The organism is Methylobacterium sp. Leaf361 (genome assembly GCF_001424445.1).
Lineage (GTDB): Bacteria > Pseudomonadota > Alphaproteobacteria > Rhizobiales > Beijerinckiaceae > Methylobacterium.
Map to the genome: position 1 here is coordinate 1 of NZ_LMPY01000020.1, position 15,514 is coordinate 15,514.

General features: G+C 63.0%; 14 protein-coding genes. 9 read left to right on the forward strand and 5 right to left on the reverse strand.

Annotated features, from left to right (window positions below):
- Positions 1–62 precede the first annotated feature (62 nt).
- Positions 63–1,246 (forward strand): IS3 family transposase gene (locus ASG32_RS14915; RefSeq protein WP_107351957.1). Its coding sequence is split into 2 segments (ribosomal slippage): positions 63–348 and positions 348–1,246, totalling 1,185 coding nucleotides; the frame shifts between segments, so codons are not numbered across the junction.
- Between the two features lie 572 nt (positions 1,247–1,818).
- Here ASG32_RS14915 and ASG32_RS32580 read toward each other — a convergent pair.
- Positions 1,819–2,235, reverse strand: a complete 417-nt coding sequence (locus tag ASG32_RS32580) for an NUDIX domain-containing protein (protein ID WP_082557889.1) — start codon at positions 2,233–2,235, stop codon at positions 1,819–1,821.
- A 286-nt stretch (positions 2,236–2,521) separates the two neighbouring features.
- Between ASG32_RS32580 and ASG32_RS32585 the strand changes: the two genes are divergently transcribed.
- Entirely contained in the window at positions 2,522–2,659 is a 138-nt protein-coding gene (locus tag ASG32_RS32585) for a diguanylate cyclase (RefSeq protein WP_280141582.1), read from the forward strand.
- A gap of 225 nt (positions 2,660–2,884) precedes the next feature.
- Here ASG32_RS32585 and ASG32_RS14920 read toward each other — a convergent pair whose 3' ends face one another.
- From ASG32_RS14920 to ASG32_RS14935, 4 genes are all read right to left on the reverse strand, one after another.
- Positions 2,885–3,532, reverse strand: coding sequence for a response regulator (locus ASG32_RS14920; protein WP_056527656.1), 648 nt, complete (start codon positions 3,530–3,532; stop codon positions 2,885–2,887).
- A 94-nt stretch (positions 3,533–3,626) separates the two neighbouring features.
- On the reverse strand, positions 3,627–4,457 hold the full coding sequence (locus ASG32_RS14925) for an MBL fold metallo-hydrolase (RefSeq protein ID WP_056527473.1): 831 nt from the start codon (positions 4,455–4,457) through the stop codon (positions 3,627–3,629).
- A gap of 129 nt (positions 4,458–4,586) precedes the next feature.
- Positions 4,587–5,783 (reverse strand): alpha/beta fold hydrolase, encoded by a 1,197-nt coding sequence (locus tag ASG32_RS14930; RefSeq protein WP_056527477.1) that lies wholly within the window; start codon positions 5,781–5,783, stop codon positions 4,587–4,589.
- Positions 5,784–6,159: 376 nt separating this feature from the next.
- Positions 6,160–6,834: a TetR/AcrR family transcriptional regulator gene (locus ASG32_RS14935; protein ID WP_082557892.1), complete on the reverse strand. Its 675-nt coding sequence runs from the start codon at positions 6,832–6,834 to the stop codon at positions 6,160–6,162.
- 125 nt (positions 6,835–6,959) lie between these two features.
- Between ASG32_RS14935 and ASG32_RS14940 the strand changes: the two genes are divergently transcribed.
- The 7 genes from ASG32_RS14940 (at position 6,960) to ASG32_RS14970 (ending at position 14,465) form a co-directional block, all read left to right on the forward strand.
- Positions 6,960–8,396 (forward strand): MFS transporter, encoded by a 1,437-nt coding sequence (locus ASG32_RS14940; protein WP_082557893.1) that lies wholly within the window; start codon positions 6,960–6,962, stop codon positions 8,394–8,396.
- Positions 8,397–8,417: 21 nt separating this feature from the next.
- The gene (locus ASG32_RS14945; protein ID WP_056527483.1) at positions 8,418–9,191 is read left to right on the forward strand and encodes a cyclase family protein; all 774 of its coding nucleotides are present in this window, start codon (positions 8,418–8,420) and stop codon (positions 9,189–9,191) included.
- Positions 9,192–9,264: 73 nt separating this feature from the next.
- Positions 9,265–10,038, forward strand: a complete 774-nt coding sequence (locus ASG32_RS14950; protein WP_056527486.1) for an SDR family oxidoreductase — start codon at positions 9,265–9,267, stop codon at positions 10,036–10,038.
- A 140-nt stretch (positions 10,039–10,178) separates the two neighbouring features.
- Entirely contained in the window at positions 10,179–11,105 is a 927-nt protein-coding gene (locus tag ASG32_RS14955) for a LysR family transcriptional regulator (protein WP_056527489.1), read from the forward strand.
- A 528-nt stretch (positions 11,106–11,633) separates the two neighbouring features.
- A complete protein-coding gene (locus ASG32_RS14960) occupies positions 11,634–13,436 on the forward strand; it encodes a PAS domain-containing sensor histidine kinase (protein ID WP_082557894.1) in 1,803 nt (600 codons plus the stop codon).
- Between the two features lie 17 nt (positions 13,437–13,453).
- A complete protein-coding gene (locus ASG32_RS14965; RefSeq protein ID WP_056527658.1) occupies positions 13,454–14,092 on the forward strand; it encodes a response regulator in 639 nt (212 codons plus the stop codon).
- Positions 14,076–14,465, forward strand: a complete 390-nt coding sequence (locus tag ASG32_RS14970) for a response regulator (RefSeq protein ID WP_042671855.1) — start codon at positions 14,076–14,078, stop codon at positions 14,463–14,465. The genes ASG32_RS14965 and ASG32_RS14970 overlap by 17 nt, the downstream gene beginning before the upstream one ends.
- Positions 14,466–15,514 lie beyond the last annotated feature (1,049 nt).

Genomic DNA, 15,514 nt, shown 5'->3' on the forward strand with positions numbered 1-15,514 from the left:
TGATCCTCCCTCGGCATCGCGGACACCTCTGATACGCTCATGCTGAGCGGGGAAGGTGTCGGATGGCGAAGACGAGACGAGAGTTCACGCTCGAGTTCAAACGCGAAGCGGTCGCCCTGCTGGAGAGCAGCGGCCGGCCGCAGATGCAGGTCGCGGCCGAGCTCGGGATCCAGCCCTCGATGCTGAGGCAGTGGCGTGCCACGCTGAACGGGGCCTCACCCAGGCCGCGGTCTGCTGGATCGACGGGCGCCTCGCCACCAAGCCCAGTTGCGTCCCCGTCCGATCAGGCCGCCGAGATCGCCCGCCTGCGGCGTGAGCTCGACCGTACGCGCATGGAGCGCGACGTGCTAAAAAAAGCCATCGGCATCTTCGCGGAGATGCCCAAGTGACCTTCGCCTTCATCGAGCAGCATGCGCGGACCTGGCCGGTGCGTCTCATGTGCCGCGTGCTCGGAGTTTCACCCAGCGGCTTCTACGGATGGCGGTCACGGCCTGAGAGCGCCAGCTCGGCCTCCAACCGCCAGCTCCTGGACGACGTCCGGCGCATCCATGCCGCCCATCACCGGCGCTACGGCTCCCCGCGCGTGCATGCCGCCCTGCGGGCCGAGGGCCGGTCTGTCAGCCGCGGACGGGTGGAGCGCCTCATGCGCCGGCACGGCATCCGTGCCCTGGCGGGGCGTCGGTTCCGGCCCTGTACGACCGACAGCCGTCACGATCTCCCCATCGCGCCCAATCTCCTCAAGCAGGACTTCTCAGCCGTGCGACCCGACACGGTCTGGCTGGCCGATATTACCTACCTGCCGACCGGCGAGGGCTGGCTGTATCTGGCCGCCGTCCTTGATCTGGCCACGCGCAAGATCGTCGGCTGGTCGATGCGCGATCACATGCGCACTGAGTTGAGCGTGGCGGCGCTGATGATGGCCGCCCAGCGGCAGCGACCAACTGCCGGGCTGATCTGCCACTCGGATCGCGGCAGCCAGTACGCGGCCGAGGCCTACCGGAAGCAGCTCGCCGGTATGGGGGCGAAGCCGTCGATGAGCCGCACAGCTTGCTGCTACGACAACGCCCCGATGGAGAGTTTCTTCCACACGCTCAAGGTCGAGCTCGTCCATCAGCGACGATGGGCGACCCGGGATGAAGCGCGGCGCGATCTGTTCGCCTACATCGAGGGCTACTACAATCGGCAACGCATCCACTCGGCACTCGGCTATCTCACGCCCGAGCAAGCCGAGAGGACCGCGAAATGATCTCCCTGTGTCCGCGACACCGAGGGAGGATCACCGGCAACGCATCCACTCGGCACTCGGCTATCTCACGCCCGAGCAAGCCGAGAGGACCGCGAAATGATCTCCCTGTGTCCGCGACACCGAGGGAGGATCAGCCGCGGCTTCTATCAGCAGCGAGCACACCGAGAAGGCGACGCCACCGCGTCGAAAGTTACGCATCAAGTCTCTCGTCACTCGGCAGCAGAAGAACTCCGACGCTTCCGATGCCGGACCAAGTTGGTTCGTCCGCGTGCGGATTTAAGCGTCCACGAGTACCTGTCTGTGGACGGAGTTATCAAGCTGCTGGGGTGACGACAGTCATCCAGGGTGCGATCTGGGGTCGATGCCGAACTCTCTGTGGATCGGGTGCTGCGGCAGACATGGGGCTATTCGGACCTTGATGTTGAAACCGCCTCGCTCGTGAGGATAGCTGTGCGGGAAGCAAGCCGGCCGCTTCAAGGACAAGGCCTACCGATACCCGATGTCGATGGGTGATTGCGTCCTTCCGAAAACGACGACAATCGAAAATGCCGGCGTGCTCAACGAAACCACGGTCAGCCCGCCTCGCGCTTAATCGCGACCAATGCCTGTTTGGTTGCTTCGGTCAGGGTCTTGGGCAAGTGATTCAGATCGAACCATCCTAGATCCGAAAGCGCACCGGGTTCCCTGATAGTTGGGGTGCCTTCGTATCGGTCGATGCGAAAGACGGGAGCGATCCAATGTTCACCCCCCACACGATCGATTTGATCAACAACGCATAACAGATCTACCGGCTCAATGATGATACCGAGTTCTTCGCGTATCTCTCGCGCGGTCGCTTCGGCTACAGGTTCGAAGGGTTCGACCTTACCACCCGGCAGTCCCCAGCACCCTGCCTCGGGCGCACGTCGCCTCCGCACAAGAAGAATCTTTCCGTCTTCGAATACGGCTGCACCGCAGCCAATGCGAGGCCCTACGGCATTAACGTTCATCGCGGTCGATCCACTTTGTTTCCATAGGCACTTTGAATCCTGCAGACAGGAAAATCAAATCTGTGGCGAGCAAACGGAAAATCCAAACTGGTCTGATCGGACGGTTTCGGAGCGTTCGGGAATGCTGCGGAACAGATGCGTGGGTCGGCATTGGGCCGCCCGTTCGAGGTGGATCCCTGCGCGGCGCTTCTGCCCGCGCGATCTGCGTCATGGCCGAACCCGCGTAATGGCGATCAGTGACCGGTTTGCCGCTGCTGCCACGTAACCCGATGGGCTCGGGTTACAGATCTCCGTCAGCATCGGCATCGCGGCTATGGGTACGGACCGACCTGAACTCGCCGCCATGCTCACTAGCGCAGATGGCGCACTATACCGAGCCAAAGCTTTTGGACGGAACCGCGTCGAGACCGTGAGACGGCGATAGCTATCTACCGCCGCATAGCGCCACGTCCTTGATCGGCATCTAAACGGTGAAGGCTTGAAGTCCGACGAGCGCACCCAGATCGAAGTCCCATATTATCGCGAACGGCGAGATCGGTAAACTACAAGGCACAATCCCAGAAGAACGAGAGGCACGGCATGGCGTGTCGCCGGTCATGCAATCGGCACTCAGGTCCGAACGATCGATCACGCCAAGGTCAATCCGATATTACCGATCGTTGCAGATCCCAAGCATCTGTGCCTGACGAACGAGTTCGGCCAGCGATTGGGCCCTCATCTTCCGCATGAGGCTAGCGCGGTGGATCTTGATTGTGATCTCGCTCAAGCCAAGATTGGCGGCAATTGCCTTATTCTTCATTCCCGCCGTCACCTGCACCATAATCGTCTGTTCGCGTGGTGTGAGCGCGGTGTGGAGCGCCTTGAGATCCTCATGGAGGACCTCTTCGCTCCGTCGCTTGACGTCGCGCGCGATGGCCATCTCCACGGCATCCAGCATCTCTTGGTGGCGGAACGGCTTAGACAGGAAGTCGACAGCGCCGGCCTTCATGGCTCGCACGGTCGTCGGGACATCCGCGTGGCCGGTCATCATCACGACGGGCACCTTGATTCCGAGCCGCGACAACTCCTGCTGGAACTCGAGGCCACTCGCGTCGGGCAATTGCACGTCGAGGACGATGCAGCCGGGCGTATCCGGGAGAGACCATTCAAGGAACTCGGCCGTCGATCCGAAGAGCCGCACGTCCAGACCAGCGCTATGGAACAAGTCATTGAGCAAAACCCGCACGCCTTCGTCGTCTTCGATCACGGCAACGAAGAACGGCTGTGACGGCGGCGTATGCGCGGCGGAACGGTCCACGTCGAGCTCCCTTCCACCTCGCTCCAATGTGATGTCTCTCGTTGGGAGCGGCATTGGGGCAGGGCCTCGAGCGGCGAGGTGCTGCCGCATCCAATCAGGCGCCGCCGAAGACATTGACGGGATCCGGTCTGCCACGGCCATCGGTCCAGCTTACGTATTCCTGGTGGTCGTGAGCACAGAACATGGACACCTCGCTCCCATGCCTGCTTCTTAGATTCTTCAGCTTTCCCAGGCTCGCTACGCGTTCGCTCGGTAGTGCTTGCATTGCGATCTCTATCGGCAAGCCCGGAGGATGGTCCAGGAAATTGATCCGCGTGTCGAAATAGGCATCCCCGGCGTGAAGCGTCCATTTACCGCCCTCGCGATAGGCTACACCGCAATGACCTTTGGAATGCCCGGGCAAGGGTATCAGCTTCGCGTCCAGTTCTGACGGGAGGGGTAAACTCCGGGCCGAAAGGCCAAACCACTGTTCGTCAGTCGGGCCGTAGGTCTTCAGCTTCGAGACATCGGCCATCTGATGAGGGTGATAGGATCCTCTGGATTTCGGATCGCCGTAGGCGTCGAGTTCTTCCTTTGAGACGTGGACCGTCGCATTGGGGAAGTCGTGCACACCCCCGGCGTGGTCCGCGTCCAGGTGGGTGAGGACGATGTCCGTGACCTGTTCCGGGCGGATGCCTTTCGCCTTGAGGCGACGAAGTGCCGTCAAGCGCACATCCACCACGACGCTGAGTGACAGCAGCGTTTCGGCGCCGAGGAAGCGGTTCGGCTCGAGCATTTCACGGGTGCCGAAGCCGGTATCGAGCAGAATGACCCTGTCGCCGACCTGGAAGATCACGCAGTGGACTGACATGGTGCGTGTCGGCGTGTGCGCCAGAGGCCCCATGAGGCCCAAGGTCACGTGTTCGATTGAGACTGTCGCAGACATTGAAGATCCTCTCGAGATCGACGGCGAGGCGTGAGGGCGGAACCGTATCCTCGCGAGTTCACCAAGCGACGGATCGACCCGCCGTCACCCGGTGAAAGTGTGTTCATCTGATCGCGAACAGACCGGAATTTACGATTTCAGCGTCTTATCAATCCAGTTGAAGACGACCTCGTCCTTGAATGCGAGAGCGCCGGATTGACAGTGATTTTCCGCACCGTCTTCTGCAGTGAAGCGTACAAAAGTCTTTGGCGACTCGAGTTCCTCATAGAGGCGTTCGGGCTGACCAAGGAAGAAAATATCGGACTCCGCTTCCATAATGAGACAAGCGCATTTGATTTGCTTAACAATGTCATTCATTGTGTATTTTTTTACCGTATCGAGGATTCCCGCAACATCAGGCACTGCAAACGACCATATGCCTTGAGTTACGGTCCACCTTAAAGGCGTGCTCGACTTCATTTTTTCGTCAACGATCCGTTGGCACCCGACCCTGTCGCCCGCGTCGTAGGCCGCAACTGCGTCAGCGGGAAGAAGTTTACGCATGCTCTCGTTAAAATCGTAGACGCCGTCGAAGAACACGGCAGCCTTGAAACGGTGCTCGAAGGCTGCGGCGCGGGCGGCGAGATAGCCGCCGAGGCTCATGCCGATCAGGACGAGATTGTCGCCGTCGACGTCTGGCCTCGTCAGAGCGTAGTCCACCGCCGGTGTCACGACCTTCTCCCAGTCGTAGCGGAATGGCAGCTTCTGCTCGCGCATCGGAGCGCCCTGCCCAGGGCCGTCGAACGTCAGGCAATTGTATCCGCGAAGAACGGCAGGGGCTCCGCCGTAATAGAACAGTTCCTCCAGGCTCGAGTCGTACCCGCCGTGGAATACGATCGTCGGCCGCGGTTTGGTGGGACCGGGCGGCTTGTAGAAGTAGCCGGGCAGTGTCGTGCCCTCGTAGGGGATCTTCACGGGCTCCCAAGATGGGCCCGTGAGTTCGGCACCCTTGGCGTAGGCCTTCTGGGATGCCCGCATCGTCGTGAGGATCCGCGGGTCATTGGGATTGCCGTGAAGGTAAAATTCCGACATGCGGAAGTAGGTCGAGGCGCGCAGGTAGGCTTGCCGGGCGCTTACGTGGTGACCGCCCGCCAAGCTCTCGTCCGCACGAGCCAAGACCCGGCGCGCGCGCGCATCCCATTTCTCAAACCAGTCCTCGAAATCGCCTTCGACGATCTGCTCGGCAGTGGCGACCATCTCTCCCAGATCGGATCCGCCGTAGTACATGAATCCGAGATTTCGGACGAGTTCGAAGGCGAAGTGATCGTCCTTGAAAACGACTTTCATCGTCGACATCTCCGTTGCCAGTATTGATTCGCCAGATCGCAGGGCTGCCGGTCTAGGAGCCTGGTCCGCGAACGTCACTCTTCGCCGGAACGCCAAGGGGCTTCCGACGACGATCCCTTGGGCGCAACCTGCGGTCGCCGAAGTCTAGCTTCGCGTTGCCAATATGGCCTCTGCGCGCCACGGCGACATCATGGATTTCTATGATATCGAGGCCGAGAAATTCACGATAAGATGGGCAGGCTGCACGATTCGATCGTTGCAGGTGGCCCGACTGGCGCGTCCGGGTCTGGAGATCCGATCGGCTAGGCGACACGGTGTGCTTGGGTACGGAATTCGCGAGCTCGAGCCAATGTCGACGGCGCGACGATCGTCTAATCTATGACCGAATGCGCTTGTTGTTCTTGGCTGCCACGTATGGACTTCCCTTTGGGGATGCGCCGGCAAGTTTCGAGAAACCGGCAAGGAAGAAGACGATGCGGCCGCGCACCAATCGGTTGCTATCCTCCATGATGGGCAACTGCCAGATGTGCTTGCGGACGAGGCCCCACGTAAAAGACGATTGCAGATCCCATACGCGCTCGTGCAGATCCGCTTCCTCCAGGATATCGGACGTTATGCCGAATTCGTGCCTGACTTCTTCCATGACACGGCCGATCTGCGCCTCCACGCGTGCCGACACGTAGCGCCGCGTCAACTCATTGCCCGCCAAGCCCGACTGAAGGACAATCTTGATCCACACCGGATCGTCGATGGCCTCCAGATAGGCGTCATAAAAGGAGACGAGCCTGTGCTCGAGCGGCCTGGAGCGATTTGCCAGCGCCTCCAGCCAGGATGGGTCCCATCGGGACGTGTAGACGTGATCGTAGACGCGATCGAGTAGGCCCTGCTTGCTTCCGAAATAGGTGAAGATCAGTGCCTGCGAGATCCCGAGGTCTTCCGCGAGGTCTTTCAGCTGCGCGTTGAAGCCTCGCTTGGCGAAGAACTCAACCGCTCCATCCACGATCATCTGAGCGCGGACTTCAGGGTCGAGACGGCGTCGGGCAACGGTCATGGCACAGGTTAACGCGTCACGTAATTGATCGCAACTAGAATAACGCTTGACACAATGGGGGCGGCTTATTCAAACTGGGCTCAATAAGCGATTCGCTGTCGAAGACCGCTCCTGGGGAGACAGCCATGTTCAAAGCGCTCGACGGCCAGTCCAAGCTCAGCCGCAATCAGGTCCGCCTGATCGCGGCCGCGATGGCGGGCAACGTGCTCGACTTCTTCGACCTATTCCTGATCGGGTTCGTGCTCGCACTCGTCGCCGGCCCCTGGAATTTGACCTTCGGCCAGTCGGCCGCCGTGCTCCTCGCCTCGGGGTTCGGAGCAACGGTCGGCGCGGTCTTCTGGGGGTGGATGGCAGACCGGATCGGGCGCCGGCCGGTATTCACCGCCACCATCGCCACCTTCGCCTTGGCGACAGGCGCTCTCGCCTTGGTCCCGGAGGGCGGATGGGTCTGGTTCGTGGCCCTGCGCCTCGTCGTCGGCTTCGGGGCAGGGGGCCTCTACTGCGTGGATCTGCCCCTCGTGCAGGAATTCGTCCCGACACGCATGCGAGGCCGTATTGCCGGCTGGGTGACGGCCGCCGTGCCCTTGGGGCTCCTGCTCGCCTCGCTCGCGACCGCCGTTTTAGCGCCCATCCTCGGCTGGCGCGGGTTGTTCCTGGTCGGTGCCGCGCCGGCTGTGGCGCTGCTCGCCGTCAGGGCCTGGGTCCCGGAGTCGCCGCGCTGGCTGATCATGCGGGGACGCTGCTCTGAAGCGCGCCGGAGCGTCGCCTGGGCTCTTTCCATTCCCGCCGAGACGTTGCCGCTCCCGGCGCCGGCTGCCGTCGACCCGAACGCCTCCGGTTTCGGCGCCCTGCTGCGCTATCCTCGCAGCCTCGCTGTGTCCTGGTTGACCAATCTCGGCATTCAGACAGGGCACTACGGCGTCACTCTGTGGGCGCCGACACTCCTCGTCCTGATCCTCGGGATCGATCCTGCCACGGCCTCCTGGTACATGGCCGTCGTCGGTGCCGCGGGGTTGGCCGGGCGCTTTATCTGCGCATGGCTGTCCGACCGGATCGGACGGCGGGCCTGCGGTATCCTCTTCGGGGCGGCGGCCGCGACGGCGCTTCTGGCGGCCGGACTGCTCAACAGCGCCTTCCTCGGTGGCATCTCGGTCTTCTGGCTGCTTCTGGTCGTCGGCAACGTCTTCGTGGATGGCGGCTTCGCCGTCGTCGGTCCGTACGCCGCCGAGGTCTGGCCCTCGCGGCTGCGGGCCACGGGCATGGGATCCGCCTACGGCTTCGGCGGCATCGGCAAAATGCTCGGTCCGCTCGGCCTCGCGATGATCGTTGGTACCGCGAACGTCGTAGCGCCCAAGGCGACCATCGAGGTCGTGCCGCTCGCCTTCGCCTATCTGTCGGCCTGGTTCGCCCTGGTGGCGATCGCGTTCGCGGTGTTCGGCTTCGAGACGCGAGGCCGGTCGATCGAAGACCTCGACGCTGCTCTCGAAGGCGCGGCCAATGACGCCCCCGCGCCGCCGCGTCCATCTACCGCCGCGGCGGGAGCCGACGTCGGCTCCCGTTAGATCCGGACCAGGAGGCCCACCATGGCGCGACGCATCGTCGACATCTCCATCGCGTTGGACAACGAAACGCCGGTGGATCAGCCGGGCTTCGGCCCGCGGATCGAGTACCAGACGCCGGCCGGCAACACGGCCGAGATCTTCAAGTTCTTCCCCGGCCTGAGTGTCGACCAGCTGCCCGGCGGAGAGGGCTGGGGAAACGAGACCGTCACGCTGCGCACGCACAGCGGGACCCATCTCGATGCTCCCTACCACCACCACTCGACCATGGATCGTGGTCGACGGGCGATCACCATCGACGAGGTGCCGCTGGACTGGTGCCTGCAGCCAGGCGTCAAACTCGATTTTCGGCACCTGCCCGACGGTCACGTCGTGACTGCAGCCGAAGTGGAGGCGGAGCTCGCCCGCATCGGGCATCGACTGCGCCCCCTCGACATCGTGCTGGTGAACACGCGCGCGAGCGAGCGGTACGGGCACGACGACTACATCGATACGGGCATCGGCATGGGCCGCGAAGCGACGCTCTACCTCCTGGAACGGGGCGTGCGCCTGACCGGTATCGACGCGTGGGGCTGGGACGCGCCCTTCTCTAGCATGGCGCGACGCTTCGCCGAGACGGGCGATCCCTCGATTGTCTGGGAGGGCCACCGCGCCAGCATCGAGATCGGCTACTGCCACCTCGAGAAGCTGATCAACCTCGAGCAGCTCCCGGATGCCGGCTTTCAGGTCTGCTGCTTCCCCGTGAAGGTCAAAGGCGGCTCCGCCGGCTGGACGCGCGCCGTCGCGATCCTCGACTGAACCGCCCACACCCATCGAGTTCATCGCCGCGGCTCGGCGCTGTCTTGAGGGATTCTGCCAACGAGGAGTTGCCATGTCCGATATCAAGCCATCGAGCTCCATACCGAGCCGGGCCGAGCCTTTAACCGGTCTAACCGCCCTCGTCACGGGGGCTGGCCGCGGCATCGGCCGTGCCTGCGCGCTGGCGTGCGCCGCGGCAGGTGCCGAGGTGATTGCCGTCGCCCGAACCGCGACAGACTTGACTGCGCTGGCCGAGGCTGATCCGCACGGACGCGTCCGCCCCATGATCGCGGACGTGACCGCGAACGCGTTTCCGGGCCAAGTGCGTGCCCTGCCGCGCCTGGACGTTCTGATCAACAATGCCGGCACCAACCGGCTTCAATCGCTGCCGGAGGTGGACGTCGCCACCCTCGACCATCTGTTGGATCTCAACGTCCGCTCCGCCTTCCTCGTCTCCCAGGCGGCGGCTCTGCGCATGCTGGAACTCGGGCGCGGCGGCAGCATCGTCCACATCTCCTCGCAGATGGGCCATGTCGGCGGCCCGAAGCGCGCCGTCTACTGCATGACCAAACATGCCATTGAGGGGCTGACGAAAGCGATGGCGGTCGAACTTGCCCCGGCCGGCATCCGCGTCAACGCCGTCGCTCCCACGATCGTCGAGACGCCGATGACCGCGCCGTTCTTCGAGGATCCGGCCTATCGCCAGTTTGCCCTCTCGACGATCCCGATGGGCCGAGTAGCCCAGCCCGCGGACGTGGCCGAGGCCGCGGTCTACCTCGCCTCGCCAGCCGCAGGTCTTGTGACCGGCACGAGCCTGCGCGTCGACGGCGGTGCCACCGCTCAGTAACCGAACAGCCCCCCAATCATGGCCTTTCCGAATAATGCCTGCCCGGCTCGGCTAGAGGAGCCGTGCGAAGGGCGCAGAGATCAGATCAGGTCCCTGGTGGTGTGAGCCGGATGCTTGAATAGTATTTAGGATATCAAATCATGAACTGGAGGTCGGTCGATCTCAACCTGTTTTTCGTCTTCGACGCGATCGCCGAGGAGCGCAGCATAACAGCCGCAGCCCAACGGCTGAACTTGTCGCAATCCGCGGTCAGCCACGCACTGGCCCGCCTGCGCCGGGTCCTCGGCGACGACCTTTTCGTTCGCTCGGCCGACGGAATGGAACCTACGCCCTACGCGAGCGAACTCGTCGAGCCGATCCATAGAATTCTCGCCCTGCTGCGCAACGTGCTGGTGCAGTCGCCAGACTTCGATCCGACGCGAGCCGACACGGTCTTCCGGATAGCGGTCGACAATAGCAGCGCGCTCGTCCTCGCCCCTCGACTCTCGGCGCTCGCCACCGTCCAGGCGCCGGGGGTGACACTCGACCTGCGCCCGAGTGGAACTCTCGATATCCTGGACCGGCTTGAGCGCGGCGATATCGACCTGGCGATTGGAAACATATCCGACCCCGGAGGAGGTCGCCTGAACGTCGAGCCCTTGTTCGACGACACTTTCGTGATTCTGGCGCGCCAAGCGCATCCGGGTGGTGTCGGCGGCATTATGACCCTCGATGCCCTCGCCATTCACTCGCACCTGTCGTTGACTTCGACCGGTGAGGACGACCGCTTCCTGGACGCCGAACTGAGCCGGCATCAGCTGACGCGCCATGTGGCGACCCGCGCTCCGCTCCTCTCCGCTCCGGCGATCCTCACGCGTTCGGATATGGTTGCCGTCGTCAGCGAGCGTTTGGCCCGCGCATTCGTTGCGGAACGGTCGGGGCTGGAGATCCTGCGACTGGCGTTCGTACCCCCTCGTACGACGACCGCCATGCTCTGGCATCGCCGGGCCGACGACCCCGCAGCGCAACTCTGGCTTCGCCAAATCGTTCGGATTTGCGCCAAGGACATCGGACAGAGCATCCAATAGATGGTAGCGCCACACGTTCCGGTTGTATGAATCTCCTGCATGATGTGTATGAATAAAATCCATCGCGCACCCCAATGGTAATGGTTGGCAACATACACGAGGTCGTGATCAAGTGCGGCTGCAGGCGTGCCTATCGATTCCCTGGAGGCACCCCGCGCCTTGCAATACGAGGCTAACGTACAGGGTAACAAACGATAAACTATTGACGAAGACAGCTGCTTCAAGGTCGGACTGGAGAGTGTACTGGATCTTGATCTTACGGAACAGGATGAACGCCTCCAGGCAACGAGGCCTGGGGACGATCCGCGTTCCAAGGATTGATCCGTCGCCTATTCGTTGATCCCTGCGAGCTGAATGACTCGACTTGAGGCTTAGCCGAGGTCGTCGTCTGCGCGGTCTTCGAGCCCAGCGTTGCTGGGGTCAGCACGGCTCTATGCATCGCCGGTGGTCCGCGCATCGCCTTTCGGATGGAACGTGGATTGATGATTCTACCGGCGCGAAGTCTGTTCGCCGATCCCGGAGTGATCGATGTCGGGTTCGCCGATGCGCGACCGTGCCACTGGCGTCGTCGGCATGTCTAAGGACCGACTATCGATAGCCACCAAGGGATTTCTGCGGTCTCCACGTCTATTGAATCCTGCGACGGTTTGTGCCGCTTGTCTTGTCGTCTTCTGGTATGTCGGCGATTTTGTCGGAGCGTATCATCCGCAGACGATCTTCCGCGCCGGTCTGCTTCTGCTGCTGGCGGCATGTGCGGGCCTGATCATCGACTACGTCAATCAGATCCGGGCCTCGACCGAGGCGATGCGGGCGGAGATGGCGGTCGTCGAGGAGGCTCTTCACGCGCAGTTGTACCAGCAGCAGCTCATCGACGCCCTGCCCACCCTGGTCTGGTCGACCGATGCGGATGGAACCGTCACCTTCGTCAATCAACGCTGGCGCACCTACACCGGCCTAAGCCGCGAGGAGGCGGTCGAGGGAGGCTGGATCGACGCCGTTCATCCAGAGGACCGCGACCGCCTCCTCGCCTATTGGCAGGCGCTGCGCGGCGCAGGCACCCCCGGCGAGATCGAGGGACGCCTGCGGCGCGCCGACGGTCACTACCGCTGGTTCCTGTTCAGGGGCGAACCGTTCCGCGACGCAGCCGGCGCGGTTGTTCAGTGGTTCGGGAGCACGACCGACATCCACGCTGGCAGGCTGGTGCGCGAGGCCTTGAAGGAACGCGAGCGCGAGCTGCGCCTGATCGTCGATACCGTTCCGGCGCTGATCTACCTCGTCGGCAGCGACGGTGTGCCGAGCTACATGAACAGGCGCATCCAGGACTACTACGGCATCGCCTTCGACAAGCTACCCCAGGTGGATGGCGCGCAGGTTCGGGCCGCGCTCGAGGCGCGGGTCCATCCCGACGACGAGCCGGCGGTCGCTGCCGCCCTGAAGCACGCCTACGCGACCGGCGAGCCCTTCGCCCTGCGCTACCGCAACTACACGGCCGACGGGGTGCCACGGTGGGTCGATGGCCGGGTTCAGCCTCTGCGGGACGACACCGGCCGGGTCGAGCGCTGGTACGGCTTGGTGATCGACGTCGAGGACGAGGTCCGGGCGCAGGAAAATCTGCGCGCCGCCCAGCGCAAACTCGCGCGCGCCTCGCAGCTCGCCAGTCTCGCCGAGCTCTCCGCCTCGATCGCGCACGAGGTCAGGCAGCCGCTGGCTGCGGTGGTTTCGAATAGCCAAGCGTGCCAGCGCTGGCTGTCGAGCCAGTCGCTCGACCTCGGCCGCATCCGCGCGATCATGGATCGCATCGTCCGCGATGCCAACGCCGCTGCCGCCACGGTGACCAGCGTGCGCGCGCTCTACGCCAACACGGCGACCTCGCGGGTCTCAGTCGACGTCAACGCGGTGGTCGAAGAGGCGCGCCTGCTCCTGGCCGACGACCTGTCGAAGGCCGCCACGACGTTCCGGGCCGAGTTGGACCCCGATCTCCCGCCGGTTCTCGCGGACCGGATCCAGATCCAGCAGGTGCTGGTCAACTTGGTTCGCAACGCCATGGAAGCCATGCGGGCGAACATCGAGACGGCGCGGGTGATCGTCGTACGCTCTCGGGGCGCGGACGGGCAGGTTCAAGTTGAGGTCGCCGACACCGGATCCGGAATCGCCGAGCCGGCTCTGATCTTCGAGCCGCTGTTCACTACAAAGGCACGGGGCATGGGCCTTGGCCTGGCGGTGTCGCGCTCGATCCTCGAGGCGCATGGCGGCACGATCCGCGTGGAGGCGGCCAAGCCGCAGGGCACGGTGTTCGCCTTCGCGCTCCCTGTTTGGGAGGGCACTGCGTGAGCCCGGGTACGGACGGCATGGTCTATATCGTTGACGATGACTGGCGCATCTGCGAGGCGCTCGACGAGCTGATGGCCGCAAGCGGCTTGGCGGCCTTGACCTTCCCGTCGATCGCCGCTTACCTGCAGCACGCCCGGGCGGACGCACCCGGCTGCCTCGTCCTTGACGTCGATCTGCCGGAACTGAACGGTCTCGACTTCCAGGAGCAGATCGCGGACGAGCACCCGCCGATCGTCTTCATCACGGGTTACGGGGACATCCCCTCAACCGTCCGTGCGATCCGGCATGGAGCGGTCAACTTCCTGACGAAGCCGTACAACGACGCCGAGTTGCTAGCCTCAATCCGCACAGCGCTCGAGATGGATCGGGCCGCCCGCGCGCAGCGCTTGGAACTAAAAGCCCTTCAAAAACGCTACGAGCGTCTAACGCCGCGCGAACGCGAGGCTCTTCCTCTGATCGTCAGCGGGCTATTGAACAAGCAGGCCGCGGCGGAGCTGGGCATCAGCGACGTGACCATGCAGATCCACCGCGGTAAGATCATGCAGAAGATGGATGCGTCTTCATTCGCGGAGCTCGTCCGCCTCGCCGATAGGCTGCAGATCCCGATCTACCACGTTCGACTAACGAAGCGATCCTTCCATGATGACAATCCGTAATGTCAGGATCGCCGTCGTCGACGACGACTTCCGCGTGCGTGAAGCGCTCACGGAGCTACTGGAGTCGGATGGACACGTCGTCCGCCCGTTCGCCTCGGCCCAGGCGTTTCTAGAGGCCAAAGCTTTGTCCGAGGTGGACTGCCTGATTCTCGACATCGGGATGCCGGTGGTTAGTGGCTTGGACCTGCGCTCCCAGGCCCGGGCGGAGCGGCCGAACATCCCGGTCATATTCATCACCGCGCGGGACCGGGAGACCGATCTGTTGCGAGCGGAGGCCGGCGGACATGACGGGTTCTTCCGCAAGCCGTTCGACGGCAATGCGCTACTGAATGCGATCACCGAAGCCGTCTCTCGACGAGATCCGCCGATCTGAAACGGTGCGGCTCTCCCGACTGACGTCGCATGTCGATTCGAGACGACACTTAAAGCAGGTCACAGTTGAGTATTTGCCGTTGAAGTCTCTGCATCTCAAGTCCGATGGCTCGACTACCTGGGGCTGCAGCCGATGCAGATGCCTGTGGTGATGGCATCCTGGTTGGCATCGTTCATCGACCGACGGGTTAGGTCCAACTGCGATGTTGGGCTGGCGTCGCGGCTCGGAGGCTTGGTCTGCCCACTCGCCGTGATGTTGAGGGCGCGCTGGGTTGGAAGCGGGTTTCCGCCGGTGTCGGTGAGGTCGACCTGTGCCGCGGCCGAGGGCGTCACGAGAGAGATCGCCGCGCATGCGCTTGCGATCCCGAGCGCGATCCTAAGCATTGAAACCTCCCTATTTCGAGCGATGGATGTTCGGCACCTGCACCGACCACGCAAATCTACGCGTTCGACCGGCTGCGTGACCCTGCCGGTCCAGAGCTGACCTTCAGCGCAGGCTACTCGCCGTTTCGACCTCTGCAGGGCGGGAAGGCCTATCGAACACGGCTTGGCAGCCGCGGCTGAGGCGCGGCCGGTTCCTCGCCATGCAGGCCGTGATCCGGTCGCGGTCTGGGATCTCGCTGAGGCATAAGCGCAAGGCATCGCCGCGGCAGAGGCTTGCCGCCTCGGTATCGTCTGCCTGAGCCTTTGCACCTGCGAAGGCTGAGAGCGCGATGACCGCTGTGAGTAGATGGAAAGATGCATTCATTGGATTGCAATTCCCGATCCAGATCGTTTTGGAAAGAGCGACCGTCGATTTATCTTGCCACATCGGCTAACGCCGTTGTCAAAACATCGTCACAAATACATGGTTCCCCGGTGCTCGGCATTTTTATGGATCTAATATAAAAGTATAAAACTAGAGACGACTGTCGTGCTTGTGTCGAATGATTGGGCGTCACGCAAGGTTCGGTAGATGGGCTTGGCGATGAGTGGGCTGACTATCGCAACGCGTTTATCGCCCATAGGAGCGCGCGCGTTTGATCCGACCAGGGCAGCGGCTTGCCCATT